Below are 18,860 nucleotides of genomic sequence, written 5' to 3'. Positions count from 1 at the left end.
ATCGATACATTTTTTTTATCTTCAAATTTGCTTGAAGCCTCAAACCCATGAAAGACCTAGCCGATTTTCATCATCCACTTTCTGATCTTTTCTCCCAGCCTAAATCTCAGCAAGATTGGGAGCAATACAGACTCAGCCAAGATCAAATCGATTTTTTCCATGAGAATGGTTACCTCGTCGATGTAAAACTGATTGATGAGAAACAAATTGAGGCTCTAAAAAAGGCCTTGGATGAGGTCATGGATCCTCAGCACCCTTTGCATCATTTGTTTCATGAGTTTCACAGCAATGAGTCTGGAGATCCCAATAAGGTGCTTTTTCATTCTTTAGGCCATTGGCGAATTGCTGAGGCCTTTCATGATGTAATCTGGAATCCTGCCTTTAGAATGGTTGCGAGTCAGTTACTCGGAGATCGTGCGGTCCGATTTTGGCATGACCAACTCTTTTGTAAGCCTGCTCATCACGGAGGGAATGTGGCCTGGCATCAGGATTATAGCTACTGGACCCGAACTATAGAAATGCAGCATTTGACCTGTTGGTGTGGATTGGATGATGCCACGGAAGAAAATGGCTGTTTGCAGTATGTACCCGGCTCACATCGCTGGGGCTTATTGGAAAAGCCGGCACTTGCGGGAGAGATGGACGGTTTGAAGCAAATGATGACAGCTGAGCAGATAGCAGAGTTCAAGCCTGTACCTATTCCATTGAAAGCAGGATATGCGGCATTTCATCATCCTTTGTTAGTGCACGGAAGCTTTGCCAATTACTCTGATCGCTCTAGGAAGGCTTTTGTTCTGAATGTATTTGCGGACGGAACGATTTCAAATTCAGATGAACCGCTTTTGGAGGGAGTGCCTGTAATTCCAAAAGGGCAAAAAATGGAAGGGAAATTTTTCCCGCTGATTTTTGATCCAGCGAATATTTAAAGACTGATTTTTTATAATTTTTTCTTTAAAGCAGTGCTTAGCTAATATTATGATTTATAAAAACCGAATCTGAGGCAAATAGATTTCTAAAGATCGAATAAATCCAGTAAAGTATTTTGATTTTTAGGAAGTCAGACCGGTTGTAAAGTTTAACTTAGCTGATTAGAATCTGAATATGTCTGCCAATATTTGGAAATTATTGTTGCTTGCAAAATTTCAGATTTCAAATTTTATCTTTCAAAATTCTAACAATGGCTTCAGGATTATTTGCCCTTCTCGATGATGTAGCTACACTGATGGATGATGTCGCCAGCATGACCAAAGTGGCTGCTAAGAAAACAGCAGGAATTTTAGGGGATGATTTGGCGGTGAATGCCGAGAAAGCTTCCGGTTTTGTGTCCAATAGAGAGCTACCCGTGCTCTGGGCAATTACCAAAGGCTCTCTTTTAAATAAAATCATCATACTCCCATTAGCTTTTTTATTGAGTGCATTTTTGCCGGTTTCTATTACAATCATTTTAATCATCGGAGGTGTTTATCTTGCTTATGAAGGTGCTTTGAAAGTAATGGAGTGGATCCTTCCTGAAAAAAACAGAGAAAAAGCCAAGCTTCAACCCGAATTGAGCAAAGAGCAAATTCTCGCTCTGGAGAAAAAGAAAATCAAATCTGCAATCACTACAGACTTTATCCTATCGGTTGAAATTATCATTATTACTTTGGGAGCGGTAGAGGGAGAGCCGTTTTTGAATCAAATTTTGGTGGTCACCTTGATTGCATTGATCGCCACAGTGGGGGTTTATGGATTGGTGGCAGTCATTGTGCGTATGGATGAAATGGGACAGAAGTTAATCAATTGGAATGAGGAGGATGACACGCTGTCTGATAAAATAGGAATGGCCATGGTTGTAGGGCTTCCTTATCTTGTAAGGTTTATAAGTATTGTTGGTACCATCGCTTTATTTCTTGTTGCGGGAGGAATTTTTACCCATAAGATTGACTTTTTCCATCATCTTCTCACAGGATTGCCAACTATCCTAAGGGACTTTTTAATCGGTTTGATAATCGGTATTTTAGTGTGGATTCCTATCCATTTGATAAAAGCGAAGGCTTCAAAGAAAAACTAATTCCCATGAAAAGATTCCTTCCCCTGATACTCTGTGCATTTTTGATTTCCTGCGGACTCAGCGCACAGCAATACTTACAATTTGACGGAAAAGATGGGCCGGGAAAAGGAAAGCATATCGTTTTAGTAGCGGGAGATGATGAGTATCGCTCAGAGGAAAGTATGCCTATGTTGGCAAAAATTCTTTCTGAGCATCATGGTTTTAAAACCACCGTATTATTCCCTATCCACCCTGAGACAGGTGATATAGTACCAAACTATCAGAACAATATACCGGGCTTAGAGCATCTCGCGACGGCAGATTTGATGATCATGTTGATCCGTTTTAGGGAATTACCGGACGAGCAGGCACAGTATATTGAGGACTTTTTGCAAGCCGGAAAACCTATCATAGGATTACGCACTTCTACCCATGCTTTTGCGTATCAAAAGAATAAAGATTCACGCTTTGCCAAATGGCATTGGATGAGTCAAGTGGAAGGTTGGGAAAGAGGTTTTGGTCAGCGGATTTTTGGAGAAACCTGGGTAAACCACCATGGAAATCATGGAAAAGAAGGAACAAGAGGATTGATAGATGGAGTAAAGCAGGCTAATGATCATCCTGTGCTTCGCGGGGTAACTGATATATGGGGTCCCTCGGATGTGTATGGAATCAAACACTTGCCAGACGATGCCGAGGTATTGGTATATGGACAGAGCACTGAAGAGCTCGATCCTAATTCCTCCTTGGTTTGGGAAAAATCCCTCATGCCTATAGCTTGGACCAAGCCATACCAAATCGAAAATGGCAAACCCGGAATGGCTTTAGCTTCCACCATGGGGGCTTCTTTGGATTTTCAGAGTGAAGATTTAAGACGCTTGATTTTGAATGCTAGCTTTTGGCTGCTGGGAATGGAAGAGGATATCGAGCCGGACCTTTCGGTTGCTTTGGTAGGGAAATACGAACCCACCATGTTTGGTTTTGATACTTTTAAAAAAGGGATGAGGGTTTCTGATTTTAAATAAGGTAAACCTAAAAGGATTTAAAGCTAGGTAACTTTAGCTGAGTGGATTCTTATTTGTATCGGTCATTCAGTCCAACTCCTTGCAGGATCATAGGAATGATCTTTTCCATTCGGGAAATTCGGGTGGCTTCCCGCTTAGCTTCTGCAATGTATTCTGCATACTCCTTTTGTTTATAAGGGGGGAGGAGTTCAAATGCTTTTTGCAAGCTCAAATCAGTTTTTAGTTTTTCTTTCAACAACAGCGGTAACTCCAACTCTTTTGATTTTTCTGCTTTCCAAACCAGTCCTTTTTGCTCATTGGAAATAGCCTCTCGAACCAATTCTAAAAAAACCTTTTCATCCAAATCCGCCTCAGATTCCATTCTCCATTGGCGCATGGCTTTGGTTTTTCCTTCTTGGGCATTGATTAAAACTTGATGGGGATCTTTTAGAAATACTCCATTGTAGAACCAAACAGCAAAATGATGCTTCATCCCTGCAAAGCCCAATACATTTTTCCCTTCATGGGTAAATACAGGTATTCCCCATTTGATGGTTTCGCTGAGGTCTGTGGAAGACTCTATCAAATTTCTGAGTCGGTTTTCCAGTTCGATCCATTGAGAGTTTTTGGGCATTGCAAAATGATTTTAGAGATAAGAAGCCAAAATGAATGATGATTTAGGTTAAACAGGCTTTTATGTTTTTACGATAATTTTACCGGTAGCTTGATTGTCCTCCATGTATTGGTGAGCGGAGGCTACCTCATCCAACTGAAAAATCCGATCAATTCTTAGTTTCACGAAGCCCTTTTCCACTTCATCTATAAACTCCTGAAGTAATTCTTTAGAAAGGTTTTTCGAATCGCCCATGTATACGGTTAGTCTTCCTAAGGATGGAATGTCACCCATAGGCGTAAAACTTTCCATAGTCCATTCATTTCCAAGAATTCCAGTCATGCAGACAATTCCCTTCGGAGCAATACACTTCAAAGAATCCTTCAGTGTTTTAGTCCCAATCAATTCGAGTACTTTTTCCACACCTTCAGGGTAGATTTTTTTCACTGATTCACTGACAATCCCTTCATCCAAAATCACCTGATCAGCACCATTATCAATTAAAGCCTGCTGTTTTTTGAGGTTTCTGGTGGTAGCGATTACGGTCAATCCTTTGGCTTTTGCAAGCTGACATGCAAGCAATCCAATAGAGGAAGTTCCTCCCCGAATCAACAATTTTTCACCTTTTTGGATCTCGAGTGCCTGATTTAGCGAGCCTGATACTGTTTGAAACATTTCCGGAATAGCACCCAAGACTTCCCAAGGAAGCTTGCTCTCAAATGGAAATATGATCTCCAATGGAGCTAGAGTATATTCGGCATAAGCACCGTCGAAAAAGCGACCCATTCCACCCATCATGGCTGCGACCTGTTGTCCTTTGGAAAAGGTTTGTGAAGGATCCTCTACTACTATTCCTACACATTCAATTCCTTGAATTCGGGGAAAAATAACTCCGGGTGAATCACCTCTTCTGGTAAAAAGCTCGGAGCGGTTTAATCCAAACGCTTCAATCTTAATTAATACCCAACCTTTTTTAACCTGAGGTAGGGCTACCTCTTGAATTTGGATTACCTCCGGATTTCCTGCTTGGGTGGTTACGGCTGCTTTCATTATATATGGGAAGAAAGGAAGTAAAGAAGGTACTTATTTCTTCCAGATTTCGCAAAGACCACTCAGTGGATTTCTAGTCTTCAGCCGATATCAACAGGAGGAATTAAAACATAGATTCTCCATGAAGGCTATGATTCTCCAATCTGGAGTTTGTTGATTTCACTTCTAAGGAATAGCTGATTTGGCTTTTATTTTTAGGATAGAATGTTTTGGAAGAATGATAGACTATAGTTTCTCCAGGCTGGATTTCGGTAGGCGCTTTTTCAAAACTGACCGTTTTACCTTCGACTTTGAAAAATACTTGATAATCTATGGATGAAATAGGGGTGGTTCCGGTGTTTTTAATCGAATACGAGTAATATATTCCATTGTATTCGGTTCTATTCTCTAGTACCTGCCAAGCTTTCAACTCGTTAGTTTTTGGTTCAACTGTCCAAAGGTTTATTAGGGAGGTAATTCCAATGAAAAGAAGAGTAGTTGGATTCATATTTTTTTTGATTAAAAAGGTTTAAGACTAATCATAATTTCAAGAAAAGCTTTTTTAGCTTTTTATTAACCAGTTAGGTAAATCGGTCAACGTTTTTTAGGCATTTACAACTTCCTACTGCAAACTGCTCAACGCCCACTGCCTACTGCAAACTACTTCTCCTCCAATACCTCCCCATCAAACTGCACGCCTTCCCAACCGGAATTCATAAAGTTTCTGATGTTTTGATGGTCTTTTCCATTGGGGTTCAACAAAACGTCTTTTCTGTAATAATCTCCAAAAAGCTGAAGGGTTTCTTCCTTGGATAATCCTTGCATTTTTGCAAAAGAAAGGATTTTACAGCTTCCATTATTCTGCCCCGCTTCGTTGACTTCATTTCCATTGGTAAAACGGGTGGGGGTAAAAGTATAGTGCTTTTCGATAAACTCAATAACCTCGGAAAACTGGATTTTATCTGGAGCACTTTTCAGTTGGTCTAGCATATATAGGATTGATTTTTTCGCAAGTTGCAGTTTTTCTGATCATCAGGAAATCAAAAATTGATTGGTGGAAACAGGTTTTCAGGCGAGGTCATTCGGTCTTCTGTCTTCCAACCAATTAGCCTAAGAAAATCCAGCAACTGGTATGATTGCCGATAATCAGAATTTTAAAAAACATATTCTAGACCCACAAAAAAGGATCTTCCATCGGCTGGGATAATGCCCGGACCAGGATAACCTGCTGCTCTCCTCGTAAAATATCGTTCATCACTTAGGTTATTCACTGAGGTTTCGATTTTCAGACGTTTGATTTGGTATTGAAAAGTTAAATCCATCACCTGATATGAAGGGATGATGCCTTCCACTGCAGAAGGAGTTCGCACAGCATTGGTGGCGTCAGTGAAATGTTGCTGAACATAATTGTATTGAAAACTCATTCTGAATTTCTCCCTGCTAAATGAAAGGCCAGGTTTGATCATAACCGGAGGAACCAACTCCAATTGATTGCCTTCGACTCCTGACTCACCGGAGTTGAGATACCTTGCCTGAATCAGGGAAATATTAGAAAATACAGAAATCTTATACTTTTTATCATAGCCCAAAGCCTTGATCAAATTAACTTCTCCAAATGCCTCCATTCCTGCGCTGTAGGCATCTGCTACATTGGTTCGAAATCTGAAAATCCTGAAATTCTCTGGATCAGTCTTCAATACCGCACCGATTCTGTCATTGTACCGGAGATAAAATAAGCTGACATCATAATTGAATAGATCGGCTTTATTCCCACGAATACCTAAATCAAAGTTGTACCCGCTTTCGTCTTGAATATTTTCATCCACCACCAAATTGGGATTGTTTACCCGGATATCATTGAAATTAATGGACCTGTAATTTTGGGAGAAATTCGCATAAATCTCCTGATTGGGTATGCCTTTGTAGCTGAGTCCGATTCCGCCAAATAAAAAGGATCGGTCTCTGATTCTGGATTCATTTACCTGAAAAGTGGAGTCTACCGCAAAGCCTGTTTGGGGATCCAGCACCTTGGTAGTTTGGGTATAATAACCTTCGGCCTGGGTTCGTATCATCTCATATCTCAGCCCAGGGGTAATGCTGAAATTAGGACTTAGGTTGAATACATTTTCTGCAAATAGCGCCACATTTCTTCCCGGAAATTCATAGTCAGAGTCTTCCAGATCGCCGGGATTCAAAAATCTGAAATTAGCCTCTTTTCCTGCCGGTCCCAAACCCTGTTTTCTAAGAGTTAGTCCCTGATAATACCTTGCTCCGATCAGCAATGCCTGTTCTTGCTTTCCAATTTGGTAGTTGTAGATCAGTCTAGCTTCAGAACCGAAATTCTTAAAATTATCCACAAATAAGTTTCTCTCATCATCCGTATCTACCCGATCAATTCTTCCCAAATTTCCCAAGGCATCTCTTCCTCCGATCAATCCGAAATTTCTCCAGTTGAATCGAAGTTTTGATGAAAGCTTGTAATCTACAAGAAGGGAAAAGAGGTTCCAGTTGACCTGAAACCAGTTTCTTTCTCGAATAGACTGTCGTGCATTTTCTTCAAAAAGGGCATCAGTCAAGCCCCCAGGCTGCTGAGCCAGATAGTTCATGAATGTATATTGACCCGTTATACTTAAATTTTCATTGGCCTCAAAAGTCAATGAGGTATAAGCCACTTTGGAATCAAATCCGCTATTGGGCCTCCAACCATTTCCTCTTTTATACTGGAAAAAAGTATAATGATTGAGCTTTCCAACTTGTCCTCCAAAACTGGAAAAGGTATTGAAAAAACCAAATGAACCCACAGTATTTCGGAGAGTGACTTCCGCGTTTTTCTCCGGATTTCCTTTTTTCATCTGGAAATTCAGCAAGCCGCCAAACTGAGTTCCATACTGCAAGGAGGCTGCTCCTCTTACCACTTCTATGCGTTCTACGCCTTCCAATGAAGGTGTGTAATAGCTTTCAGGATAGCCCAAGGCATCGGCGCTGATATCATAGCCGTTTTGTCTTACATTGAAATGGGAAGTTCTATTTGGATCCAAGCCTCTTGCTCCAATGCCCAATTGTAATCCCGCCCCATCGTTTTCGTAGATATTCAGTCCCGGTACTTTGTTATAAGTCTGCCGGCTGTTGTTAGTTGCGAGGTTGAGAGCCAGATCCTTCAGTTCTATTACCTCATTTTTCTTTCCTTCGAAAATATTACCTCCTTCAATAGCATTAAGTCTTCTGACTCCAAAGGTATTCACGCGTTCATCTTGGATAGTTACATTTTCCAGTTCCTGGCTCAGTTCTTCCAGTTGAAAGTCTTTTTTCAAAATTGGTTGATCGGCTCTTACTTCTATTTCTTCCTGAATGGTACCAAAGCCCGTGAAAAAGACTACCATCATATAATTTCCTGTCGGAACCCCAACCATTTCATAATTTCCCCTAGCATTTGTAATCGCTTGATAGTTGGTCTCTTTGAGATAAACCAAGGCTCCGGGCATCCCTTCTTTGCCACTTTTTACCGATCCTCTGATGATTACCTGGCTTATGGCAAGGTGACAGCATAGGATAAGAACTAAACTTAGGAAGACTTTTTTCATCGATTAGAAAGGGGTAAAATCCAGTTTTTGGGAGCGAAACTATCTTTAATCTGGGTTAGGTCCTGATTAGGATCCAAAAACAGCTGACTGCCTCTTCCATTTAGAGAGACATACACCTCAGCTCTAATTTCAGGCTTGGATATTCCTTGCTTTTTCAGGCTATCCTCCAGAAAGTGCGCAAACTGAAGAATCATATCCGGTTGGGTCGACATCTGTTTTTCTTGCATGGGACTTAAATAGTCCTTTGGGTAGAGTTCCCAGCTTCTGCCTGTGTCAGGATCTGTCACATGGAAGATGGCATAGCCAGCCTTTTCCATCAACATCACCCTCCAGGAAAATCTATAACCTTGCTCAGTCCAAAAAAGATTTCCGGGATAGAGTAAATATCTGAAAGGGAAAAGAATCTGAAAGCTGAAAAACAGAAAAAATAAACCTGTCAATAGACTCAAATTCTGAGGTTTATATAGTATTTGCTCCTGTATAACAACTTTTTCTTTCTTGAAGAAAGCTTGAATTTTTTCATGCGTATCAGCACTAAAAAATACAGTAGTCAAGCCTATCATAATGAAAGGAAACATGCCGATCGGGAAAAGAATCCAGGTGGTAATATGAAAGACAACAACAGCCAAAAATGCCAAGCTTCTGTATTTCTTGGAGAATAAAAAGAAGGGGATGCTTAAATCATAAATGGCACCAAACCAACTGAAAAGGTATGCTACCCAGAGTTCATCTAAGAAAGGCCCAATCAATGGGAGGGAAGTATGAGGAGCTAACCATATTTTCAATGGAAGCGCTTCTATAAGCCATTCATGATTGAGCTTGGCTACACCTGCATAGAAATAAACAATCGCCAAGAGAAGTTTGACACTGAATATGAATCCATAGGGAACATGCGTGGCCAAATTGTTTTTATTTCTCAGAGAGTCGATGGAGAAACTTTTATGAGCAGGCAAAAAAATCATCACAAAAGCCAGTAAGCTGACAAAATAATAGTGGTTTAGGTAATTGGTCAAGTCTATCAGCTCTACATAAGTGAAGGACAGAAAGAAAATCACAGCGGAGATTCTGTAAAATAAACCGAGCATGATGCCTATGCTGGATAGAATCATCAGTCCAAAAAGTACATACATCCAAGTAGGGCCCGGATAGCTCACCCATTCGAAACCAAAATAGGAAAAATGGAAAATCGGCTCATTATATTGGGTTTCTATCCATCCATAAAAAACAAATCGAAGGGTACTCCATAGCATTAAAAAGCCAAAAAGCACCCTTAAATTACTTAAGGGTGCAATGCTGTAAGGTTTGTTTAGAAATGCCAGGAATCTATTGAGCACTTAATCTCCGTCGTTATCTTGATAGGAAATGAGAATGCCTAAGGCAGAAGCCAAATCAACTTTGACTAGCACAACTGTTTTTTGAAGTTCCAAATATGCCTCATTAGCTATGCTAGCCTGAGCTTCAATGGATCTGCTGTAAGGATCAGAAATTTGATTCAATTTGCTCAAGCTGTTTTGGAACTGTTGCTCCAAAGCGCTTGACAAGCTTCCTCCATTATACTGAGCATTCAGTTGATTGAGATATGCCAAAAGACTTTGAGGGTTAGTTCCTTCTGTAGTTCTGGATCCTTTGAAAACATCTAGGTATCCCTGCACATTGGATCTTGCCAAAAGCATGCTGTTTCCACTGTAATAAGCTTCTGCATTTTTGGGAATTAAAATGCCTTGAGATCTTTTTCCCAAAGGAATTCCCACCTTAGCATCTCTGGTAAATACCTCCAAAGACTGGGAGAGTGAATTGATTAATTGACCCAAAGAAGAACCCACATCAGTTCCTGTACGCTCCACAAAAGTAGAACGGTAATTTCCTTCTCCTGAATTCCAAGCCACAGAAACTCTAGATACTAAGGTTTGCATATCCTCAATGCTTGCTCTCAGATACTCTTTTCGGGTGGAGGCATTTGCATTGGTTGTGAAATCAGCAATGATGTCCGCGTCTGATTTGTTTTCTCCATAAAGCAAATAATCAATCGCGGGGAATCCCTTCTTGTTGTTGTTGCTTAGAGATTGCAATTGGATATTGCCTGTAGCGATAGCATTGTCTATTGCAAAATTATCTGTTGGAAAAGTGTTGACCTGTGCACGAAGGGTCTGGTCAAATGCTGGTCCAAAATCAAAGAATTCAACTTTCTGCCAGGCTACATAGGCTTTTATAAATGCAGATCTAGCATTGCTTAAGGTAGACGGGCTAGGTTCATTCAAAAATGTCGTAATGCTAGAATTCATCGCAGTCACCTCAGTATTCAACTGGGTATAACCTGGTATAATTACCTGGTCCGCCAAGTTTTCCAGAAGAGGCTTTCTGTCAATCTGAACTTTGGTTTCTTCAGTTGAGTCAACGCAAGAAAACAGCATGACCAAAAGGCCTGCTGTTAACATAGAAAGTTCTTTAATATTGATTTTAAAGGACATCTTTGATTGGGTTTAGTTCAGGATAAGCATTGCTTAATCTTTCTTTTGCTCTATTTAGACCTTCCATAGTTACTTTCCAGAAGTTGCCTCCTTCACCGAAATCTTTTGTAAGGATGTCATTGATTTCCTGGTTAGTCAATTTCTTCATTGGGCTATATTGGATAGCTTTCACAAAACCATATGTTTCAGAAAGTAAGTGAAGCATATTGCCGATATCGCCAGTACTCAGGGAGTTCATGGTTCTGTTGATATAGTGAACTGTAGTTGCGGCAGTTACTAATTCATGCAGTTCGATGATTCTTTGCTTTTGGGTGTCTCTCAAAGCATAGTCTTTTGCGACAATTGCAGCACGTCCGGTGATGTAGGCTTTCATTAATGGCTCATTTACATTCAGAGCTGCGTCTCTGCCATTGGTATACTTGGCCCAGAAGATGTTTTCGCTATCCTGCAATACGGGATCCCCTGATGGGAAATCTCTTGGTACACCCCAGTATCCAAACGCTTCATCCCAGTGATGCTCCATTGCTGTGTAGTTTTTACCTTCTACTAAAAGGGTATTCTCCACATTGTTGCCAATTTTAGATTCAGAAAGGTAGACATTCATGATTTGGTCATAGAATATCGAGCCCATCACGCCTTTTTCAAACATCTCCTTGAATTCCCATCCTTTTTCATTCACCAAGATGAAATTTCCGGAATTGCCTCTTTCAATCAAACCTGCTACTCCGTCTGAAGCTGTAGTTCTATTTTGAGCCATTTTGGCACTTGTAGATGCAGCTTCACTTAAGACAGATTTGATGAAATTAACCTCCGCAGGATTGGTTTTATCTTCTAGTTTTTTGCTGGAAGCATTCAATTCGCTGCTTTCAAAAGGGCTGTTGGTATTTGAATACATGTTCAACAGCTTCGTAAGCGAGATTTCAGAACCATCATTAGCAGAAGAGATGTAGTTCTTGATTTCAGTAGTCATGTTCAAACGATCAGTTTGACCTTGATAGCTTACTGTAGAAGAGCCGTTGCGCTCAAAGCTGTATGTATTAGGGATAAGGATACTTGGCTCTTCATTGGTGCTTTCACAAGCGAAAAATGGAGCCAGAAGGGAAACAAATAGTAGTTTTTTGAATTTCATACTAGTTGGTGATGCTACCTTTTATTTAGACTGATTTTAATTACCCGACAAAAGTAGGGGCTCGAAATAAAAAATCAAAGGTTAATTAGATTAATTTTAAATAAGAATAAGATAGGTAAAAACACAAGAGGGTTGAGTCACTCAAAACTATTTGAGCTCTAATAAATTACCGGCAATTAAAAGTGTTTCTGGTCTATTTAAATTTTATTCCCGTAACGCTTTCACAAAGGCCTAACAATCGCTCTTGGTAAATGGGATCGTTTACAGCCTCATGACAAGGTTTTATTCGTTTATGAAAAAAATAATGCCCCGAAGTCATTGCTTCTTTTTCCTGACTCTCTGCCAACCAAACCTGGGTCTCCATTCCTTTTTGAAGGTCGTCAGTAGCATTTTTACCGCCCATTTTGGTTGGAACCCAGCCGGGATCAACAGAATTAGAAAGTGTATTTGGATAGCGCTTTGCCAAAGCAGCAGCCAAAGTGCTCACCATTAGCTTAGTGTCAGAGTAATTGATGGAAGGTAAATCCTCTTTTCTGTAAATTGGTCTGCCACCTAGATGCATTCCTGAACTGAGATATATGAGCCTTTTTGGGAGTTTAACGAGTGCGGTAAGTGTATAAGGAGCTAAAACATTTACCTGAAAAAGTGTTGGCGAATCGGCAGAGTAAACTCCGGCGTTATGAATGATTGCATCCATTTTTCCATATGCGTTGACTTGATCAGCAAGACTTTTTACTTCCTCCATCTTTGATAAATCACCAACCAGAATATCAGCTGCCTCCGTAATTTGTCCGGCAAGAACTTCTTTCTTCTCGGTATTTCTGGCATGAAGAAAGACAGTATGCCCTGATTGAATCAATTTTTCAGCGGCTAGTTTACCCAAGCCATCGGAGGATCCTGTTATAAATATCTTAGCCATAACATTTCTTTATTTCTCCATGGGATGCATTCGCAGTAATTCTTCTGCATTCCAGAACCCTTTCTTATCCAGAACCTCCTGCCTTACTTTCTTTACCAACTCAGGGGAAATAGGAGAAGCTTGATTTCCGAAAGAATTTCTCACATAAGTTAATACCGCAGCAACCTCTGTATCATCCAACATTCCCTCATAAGGTGTCATAGGAACCTGACCAGGATATTGTCTTCCCGCTACCTCAATAGGGCCCATAATCCCTTTCAAAACGATTTTGATTAGACGCTCCTCACTTCCGGTTACCCATGGAGTTCCCTTGAGTGGAGGAAACTGCGAGGCAGTCAAACCATTGCCATCCAATTGATGACAAGTAGCACAAAATCCCTCTCTAGCATAGATTTCCTTTCCCAAGACAAATAATTCCCGATCTGAACCTGTCAGAGAGGACTTGATGTCTTCTTCTTTCTTTTGAGCAACAGAGAGTCCATTGATATGTGCCACGGCTGTTTCCAAAGTTCTCGGAATCCAGGTATTATCCTTGGGTTGATTTTCTGCCTCAGCTAAAATCGGTAAGCCTTTCTCCCTCGGTAACCAGGAAGCTGCAGCTACTGCTTCCATTCTTACCCTACCATGTGGGTCTTTCACAGCCTGCATCAAGAAATCAGCTTGATTTTCCACCTGATGCCCGGTATACCGAAGCACCCTGGTGGCAGCAGCTCTTACCTTATGGTCTTCAGACTTTAATAAATCACTTAATAAGGATTGATTCACCTGATTTATTCCCCAAGTTACCCACAGCGCTTCCAATCTATGATGCTCAAAATTTGGGTCATTTTTATCCAAGTTTTTAACCCAGTCAACAACAGCCTCACTGACTTTCTTTGGATCCCTTCCTCTCAACTCTCTACGGGTTCTGTAGCGGGTTCTGTATTCAGGCAATTTTAAATTTTCCAAAAGTTCAGGAATTTCTGCTCCGTCTATTTTTGCGGGAGTAACCAAGGGTCTGGAAGGGTAGGTAACCCGATAAATTCTACCATGTACATGGTCTCTGAGTGGGTCACGGGCATTGTGCTGCATATGTCCAATCAGGATATTATGCCAATCCACAATGTAAAGTGATCCATCCGGAGCAAATTCCAGATCGACTGGCCTGAAATTTCTATCTGTGGAACTGACCAGATCCTGTCGGTATTCGGCATGGAAACCCACCGAATCCTCTACAATTTGATGCTGCTTGGTTCCCAAAAATCCTATGGTATTATTTAATAAAATATCTCCCTGAACCTCATCCGGAAAATGCCTGCTGGAAACAAATTCCAATCCTGAGGTAGGTCTGACCATTTGCTCCTGCTCAATCAGATTTGGTCCCTTGAAGTTATTATTGCCATAGCGGGGAAGCGTGGACCCGGGAAGCATCCAGTTGAGGTTGGGACCCGAAGTTTCTAGATAAAAATTTTGTCCCCAATCATCAAAGGCTATCCCCCAAGGATTGGGAATGGGAACCTGGTTCACTCTTTCAAGTTTATGTCTTTTGGGTTCGTAGCGATAAAAACCTCCATTGGTTGCTCTTACAGGTCCATAAGAAGTTTCAACATTGGTATGCAAAAATACGCCCTCAGCCATGTAAATAGCTCCTGATTCATCAGTAGTGTAGGCTGAAATCGCATGATGGGTATCATGATCATCAAAGCCTGAAAGTAGAATGGTCTTTTTATCAGCTTGATCATCTCCATTAGTGTCTTGCAATAAAACTAAATTTGGAAGCTGGGACACATAGACCCCTTCCGCAGCCAGCTCAAAACCTACCGGTAAATGTAGATCTTCGGCGAAGACGGTTTGTTTATCCGCTTTTCCATCTCCGTCTGTGTCCTCCAAGATGATCAGCTTATCCTTTGGCTTGGGATCGCCAGGTTTGTAGTGGGGGTAACTTGGCATTGTAGCTACCCAAAGTCTGCCTTTATTGTCAAATGAAATTTGGACAGGGTTGGCTAAGTCCGGGAAATCCTCTTCTGAAGCAAATAATTCGATTTTATACCCTTCAGCGACTTGTAAACCTTTTAGCGCCTCTTCACCATATTTATACTCCAAACTCCCATTGGCCTGAGGATTGTAATTGGTTTCCACCTCGGGAAGAGAGCGGGTTCTTGCATCTGCTGCTGCCAGATCATAGTTTTTCCCCAGGTTGGCATCCCAAATTGCGGAGTCGCGATTAGCAGTCATTTGCCTGATTTTCTCCAGTTCATAGGGATAATTATCCGGGCCAAAAGGGTCATAACGACGTCCGAATACGTGAACCCCATTAGGTATTTTATAGTCATTGTGCCATAACCAATTTTTCTCCATTACTGCTATATGAATTTCAGCGAGATGTTGTTCAGCCTTTCTTTTTTCTTTTCCGAAAAGTTCATCTGCCAAAAAAGTAGAAAAAAGCTTGTAGCCATCCTCATTGAGCTGTGATCCGTCTATCGTTAAATCCTCCTTTTCAGAGTTATACCATTTTTTACTGGCGGAAAAAGCGTCAACAAACACGATTTCATGTTTTTTGGCCACTTCTTTCATGCCTTGGACATAGGCTTCGATTAGTTTATTTTGGGATTTTCCGTCTGGGACATCTAAATGATCGCTGAGATCTTCGATGGCTATGGGAGAGACGAGGGCCAGTTGAGGCGAAGCCTTTCCATTGTACTGTTGAGCTTTGGAATGAGTAATCCAGGCTTCTAATTCTTCCTTGAAAATGGGGAGTTTTTCCAGTCCTTGGAAGGATTCATTGAATCCAAAGAATCCTACCACAACATCAGCCTGAAGTCTTGTTAACCATTGATCGGGTTTTTCTAGAAACCCTTCACTGTTGGATTTGGTAGCAAATTCATCCTGAAACACCTCTGCACCGGGGAATGCCCAGGGGTCATTGGTCCCGGATCTTGGTCTGAAGCCGGGAGTATCCCCGGGATCGCATAAATTTCTGATAAATAGCGTGCTATCCGGATAACGAACATGCATTTCTGTTTCAAACCATCCATATTCCATCATCCTGGAACCCAAATTGTTTCCTACGAGCGCTATATGGGCGTTCTTATGTAGCTGGAGGGTCATTTTCTCCTTACATGAAGAAAAAAAAGCGGTGAGCAGTAATAAACAGATGATTGAAAATTGCTTCATGGGTTGAGGTTGTTTAGGCTGAAAGCATCCAGATTTTTTTAGGCTTTTGAAAAATCTACTCTTTCTGAATTGATATCTCTAAAATATCTCCTTTCTGTCAAAACAGTCGAATTATTCTGAAAATACTCCTGAAATAAGGATAAAGTAAGTTGAAATTTTATGTAAACGGTAGATTGATTTGCAAGAATTTAAAAGATAAAAAAACTAAATTCAGGCTTGTACTAGCCCAATCAACCTATGAAAACCTTTCAGAATATATTTTTCATAATTCTTCTTGCCGGGATCAGCTTTTCATGTGTCAAAAAAGAAGAATCAAGCCGGCAATTGACCGGAATCCCAAAAATTGACAAACTGAAACTTCCTGAAGGATTTGTTGCCGAATTACTGTATAGTCCCGGAGAAATGGATCAGGGTTCCTGGGTAGCGATGACATTTGATGATAAGGGCAGAATGATTGCTTCGGATCAGTATGGGTTTTTATATCGGTTGGAGCTGCCTCCGATCGGTTCGGATACTTCCGTCAAACCAAAAGTTGAAAAATTGATCATCGGAGATATTGCAGAGCCTCAGGTGGGGATGGGGTATGCACAAGGGCTACTTTATTCCTTTAATTCACTCTATGTCATGGTCAATCATCATTCGAATGAGACTTTTGCAAAGAGTACTGGATTGTACAGAATTCAGGATTTGGATGGGGATGATCAATATGAAACAGTGTCTACGATCCGACTTTTGGAGGGTGAACCGGGAGAACATGGGCCCCATTCCATGAAGCTTTCTCCAGATGGTCAATCCATAGTTTTGGCAGCAGGAAATCATGTGGATGTTCCTGAAATGGATCACTACAGGCTTCCTCGTGTTTGGAGGGAGGATAACCTTTTTCCATTGATCAAAGATCCTCGGGGACATGCCAATAACCGAGAGGCACCAGGAGGATGGATTGCTAAAATTGATCCGGAAGGAAAAAATTGGGAATTGATTGCAGCCGGTTTCAGAAATGAATTTGACATAGCATACAATGAAGTAGGGGATCTTTTTACCTATGACTCAGACATGGAATGGGACTTTGGGATGCCTTGGTACAGACCTACCCGAATTCTGCATGTCACCAGTGGAGCTGAGTTTGGCTGGCGAACAGGAAACTCGAAGTGGTCTCCTGAATTTCCGGATAACTTACCTGCCGTATTGAATATTGGACAAGGTTCCCCGACCAATGTGATGTTTGGAACAGAGGCCAAATTTCCGGCTCAATACAAAAAGGCCCTATTCGCTTTCGACTGGAGTTTTGGGATTATTTATGCTATTCATTTGACCCCTTCTGGAGCAAGCTATGAAGCTACTGCAGAAGAGTTTATTTCGGGCTCCCCTTTACCCTTGACAGATGGTACCATTGGGCCGGATGGGGCTATGTATTTTGCCACAGGAGGCAGAAGGTTGGAGTCGGATTTATATAGAGTTTATTACAAAGGCGAATCTGATGCTGCAGAACCAATGGAAGTAGCTGACTTGCCTGAGGCTGCAAAGACTAGAAGAGAGCTGGAACAATACCATTCGAAAAATGCAAGCTCAGAAGGATTGGAATTGGCATGGGCAAATCTGGCTCACGCTGACCGCTTTGTTCAATATGCTGCCAGGTTAGTTTTGGAGCATCAACCTATTGAGCTATGGAAATCCAACGCATTGAATGAATCAGATCCTGTGAAAAAGACTCAGGCCATTTTGGCTTTGGCTAGACATGGAAAGGATACAGATGCGGTGCCTATGGTTCGATCATTAATGGAGATTGACTATTCAAGCCTATCAGAGAAGGCAAAAGGAGACTTATTGAGAACTTTTGAAGTCATTTTATATCGTTATGATCAGGTGGCTACACCATTCAAGGCAGACTTGGTGGCTTATCTCAATCCTAATTTTCCAGCAAAGGATAATCTGTTGAACCGATCACTTGCTGTTTTATTGACTCATTTGGATGCTCCTGATGCAGTGGAGAAGACTCTTGCTTTATTAAAAAGTGCTGAGGACGATGAGGAATATCAGAAAACTGTCACTTCTTCCTCGGAATTGATTTTCCGGAATCCTCAATATGGTTTGGATATAGCTAATATGCTGGCCAATGTACCTCCTGCGCAGCAAACCTATTTTGCAACTGTTTTGGGAGGGGCTAATTCTGGCTGGACCGAAGATAGCAGGAAAGAGTACTTCTCTTGGATTAGAAATGCTTTAACCAATTACAAAGGGGGAAGAAGCTATGTTGGGTTTTTGGATCGGGCTAGAAAGATGGCTTTGGCTAAGGTTGCAAAAGAGGACTTTGATAGGTTTGATGAGCTTTCAGGAGGAAAATTGCTGACAAGCAGTGGGAATGATTTGGCTGGAGATGGGATTCAGCCTGAAGGTCCGGGAAGAAGATGGACTGTGGAGGAAGCTTTGCCTTTGGTAGATAGCCTTCAAGCTAGAGATTTTGTGAGAGGTAAGGCCATGTATGCTGCAACCCTTTGTCAATCTTGTCACAGCATGCAGGGCGAAGGAGGGGTGATTGGTCCGGATTTGACCCAATTGGGCTCCAGGTTTTCTAAAAAGGATATTTTGGAAGCTACCATCAACCCAAGTCAGACTATTTCTGAGCAATATCATGCTACGGTTTTTGAATTGAAAGAAGGTGGATCTATAGTCGGAAGATTGACAGATGAAGATGGAGCCAATTATTATGTTTCTCAAAATCCATTTGCTCCGGACCAGTTGAGAAAGATTCCGAAAAGCACGGTGGCTTTCACCAAAAACTCTGATATTTCAATTATGCTCCCGGGTTTGATAAACAGATTGAATGAGGAGGAGTTAAAGGATTTAATGGCCTACCTGATTTCCGGAGGAAATGAAAATCATCCGGTGTTTCAAAATAAGACCACTGCTGAAAGATAGATTGACCAAAGAACTTTAC

14 protein-coding genes are annotated in these 18,860 nt (G+C 41.2%); 4 read left to right on the top strand and 10 right to left on the bottom strand.

The window, feature by feature from the left end; translation table 11 throughout:
- Positions 1–47: 47 nt before the first annotated feature.
- From FL972_RS15285 to FL972_RS15275, 3 genes are all read left to right on the top strand, one after another.
- Complete coding sequence (locus FL972_RS15285; RefSeq protein WP_144606625.1) at positions 48–926, top strand: phytanoyl-CoA dioxygenase family protein; 879 nt, start codon at positions 48–50, stop codon at positions 924–926.
- A gap of 251 nt (positions 927–1,177) precedes the next feature.
- Positions 1,178–2,050, top strand: a complete 873-nt coding sequence (locus FL972_RS15280; protein ID WP_144606623.1) for a DUF808 domain-containing protein — start codon at positions 1,178–1,180, stop codon at positions 2,048–2,050.
- Positions 2,051–2,055: 5 nt separating this feature from the next.
- Entirely contained in the window at positions 2,056–3,054 is a 999-nt protein-coding gene (locus FL972_RS15275) for a ThuA domain-containing protein (RefSeq protein ID WP_144606621.1), read from the top strand.
- Positions 3,055–3,103: 49 nt separating this feature from the next.
- On the opposite strand, the gene FL972_RS15270 is transcribed toward FL972_RS15275, so the two are convergent.
- The 10 genes from FL972_RS15270 to FL972_RS15225 all read right to left on the bottom strand — a co-directional run bounded on the left by FL972_RS15270 (position 3,104) and on the right by FL972_RS15225 (position 15,925).
- Positions 3,104–3,667 (bottom strand): YdeI/OmpD-associated family protein, encoded by a 564-nt coding sequence (locus FL972_RS15270; protein ID WP_144606619.1) that lies wholly within the window; start codon positions 3,665–3,667, stop codon positions 3,104–3,106.
- Positions 3,668–3,727: 60 nt separating this feature from the next.
- Positions 3,728–4,696, bottom strand: a complete 969-nt coding sequence (locus tag FL972_RS15265; protein ID WP_144606618.1) for a zinc-binding alcohol dehydrogenase family protein — start codon at positions 4,694–4,696, stop codon at positions 3,728–3,730.
- A 103-nt stretch (positions 4,697–4,799) separates the two neighbouring features.
- Positions 4,800–5,183, bottom strand: coding sequence for a hypothetical protein (locus tag FL972_RS15260; protein WP_144606617.1), 384 nt, complete (start codon positions 5,181–5,183; stop codon positions 4,800–4,802).
- 152 nt (positions 5,184–5,335) lie between these two features.
- A complete protein-coding gene (locus FL972_RS15255) occupies positions 5,336–5,665 on the bottom strand; it encodes a HopJ type III effector protein (RefSeq protein WP_144606615.1) in 330 nt (109 codons plus the stop codon).
- Between the two features lie 164 nt (positions 5,666–5,829).
- Positions 5,830–8,256 (bottom strand): TonB-dependent receptor, encoded by a 2,427-nt coding sequence (locus FL972_RS15250; protein WP_144606614.1) that lies wholly within the window; start codon positions 8,254–8,256, stop codon positions 5,830–5,832.
- Positions 8,253–9,590: an HTTM domain-containing protein gene (locus FL972_RS15245; RefSeq protein WP_250161370.1), complete on the bottom strand. Its 1,338-nt coding sequence runs from the start codon at positions 9,588–9,590 to the stop codon at positions 8,253–8,255. Before FL972_RS15245 ends, FL972_RS15250 begins: the two co-directional genes overlap by 4 nt.
- Entirely contained in the window at positions 9,591–10,724 is a 1,134-nt protein-coding gene (locus FL972_RS15240) for an imelysin family protein (RefSeq protein WP_144606612.1), read from the bottom strand. It abuts the gene before it with no gap.
- The gene (locus FL972_RS15235; protein WP_144606611.1) at positions 10,714–11,853 is read right to left on the bottom strand and encodes a DUF4856 domain-containing protein; all 1,140 of its coding nucleotides are present in this window, start codon (positions 11,851–11,853) and stop codon (positions 10,714–10,716) included. Before FL972_RS15235 ends, FL972_RS15240 begins: the two co-directional genes overlap by 11 nt.
- A 193-nt stretch (positions 11,854–12,046) precedes the next feature.
- Positions 12,047–12,772: an SDR family NAD(P)-dependent oxidoreductase gene (locus FL972_RS15230; protein WP_144606609.1), complete on the bottom strand. Its 726-nt coding sequence runs from the start codon at positions 12,770–12,772 to the stop codon at positions 12,047–12,049.
- Between the two features lie 9 nt (positions 12,773–12,781).
- The gene (locus FL972_RS15225) at positions 12,782–15,925 is read right to left on the bottom strand and encodes a PVC-type heme-binding CxxCH protein (protein ID WP_144606607.1); all 3,144 of its coding nucleotides are present in this window, start codon (positions 15,923–15,925) and stop codon (positions 12,782–12,784) included.
- 237 nt (positions 15,926–16,162) lie between these two features.
- On the opposite strand from FL972_RS15225, the gene FL972_RS15220 reads away from it, so the two are divergent.
- Positions 16,163–18,841, top strand: a complete 2,679-nt coding sequence (locus FL972_RS15220) for a c-type cytochrome (RefSeq protein ID WP_144606605.1) — start codon at positions 16,163–16,165, stop codon at positions 18,839–18,841.
- The last annotated feature ends 19 nt before the right edge of the window (positions 18,842–18,860 follow it).

Source organism: Algoriphagus algorifonticola, from assembly GCF_007655305.1.
Classification (GTDB): Bacteria; Bacteroidota; Bacteroidia; order Cytophagales; family Cyclobacteriaceae; genus Algoriphagus; species Algoriphagus algorifonticola.
This window is presented reverse-complemented; position numbering and strand designations above follow the sequence as displayed.

Coding starts and splice junctions, on each gene's coding strand:
- FL972_RS15235 (WP_144606611.1), bottom strand. CDS start 11,853: ATGAAATTCAAAAAACTACTATTTGTTTCCCTTCTGGCTCCATTTTTC.
- FL972_RS15285 (WP_144606625.1), top strand. CDS start 48: ATGAAAGACCTAGCCGATTTTCATCATCCACTTTCTGATCTTTTCTCC.
- FL972_RS15240 (WP_144606612.1), bottom strand. CDS start 10,724: ATGTCCTTTAAAATCAATATTAAAGAACTTTCTATGTTAACAGCAGGC.
- FL972_RS15250 (WP_144606614.1), bottom strand. CDS start 8,256: ATGAAAAAAGTCTTCCTAAGTTTAGTTCTTATCCTATGCTGTCACCTT.
- FL972_RS15280 (WP_144606623.1), top strand. CDS start 1,178: ATGGCTTCAGGATTATTTGCCCTTCTCGATGATGTAGCTACACTGATG.
- FL972_RS15270 (WP_144606619.1), bottom strand. CDS start 3,667: ATGCCCAAAAACTCTCAATGGATCGAACTGGAAAACCGACTCAGAAAT.
- FL972_RS15230 (WP_144606609.1), bottom strand. CDS start 12,772: ATGGCTAAGATATTTATAACAGGATCCTCCGATGGCTTGGGTAAACTA.
- FL972_RS15255 (WP_144606615.1), bottom strand. CDS start 5,665: ATGCTAGACCAACTGAAAAGTGCTCCAGATAAAATCCAGTTTTCCGAG.
- FL972_RS15260 (WP_144606617.1), bottom strand. CDS start 5,183: ATGAATCCAACTACTCTTCTTTTCATTGGAATTACCTCCCTAATAAAC.
- FL972_RS15220 (WP_144606605.1), top strand. CDS start 16,163: ATGAAAACCTTTCAGAATATATTTTTCATAATTCTTCTTGCCGGGATC.
- FL972_RS15225 (WP_144606607.1), bottom strand. CDS start 15,925: ATGAAGCAATTTTCAATCATCTGTTTATTACTGCTCACCGCTTTTTTT.
- FL972_RS15275 (WP_144606621.1), top strand. CDS start 2,056: ATGAAAAGATTCCTTCCCCTGATACTCTGTGCATTTTTGATTTCCTGC.
- FL972_RS15265 (WP_144606618.1), bottom strand. CDS start 4,696: ATGAAAGCAGCCGTAACCACCCAAGCAGGAAATCCGGAGGTAATCCAA.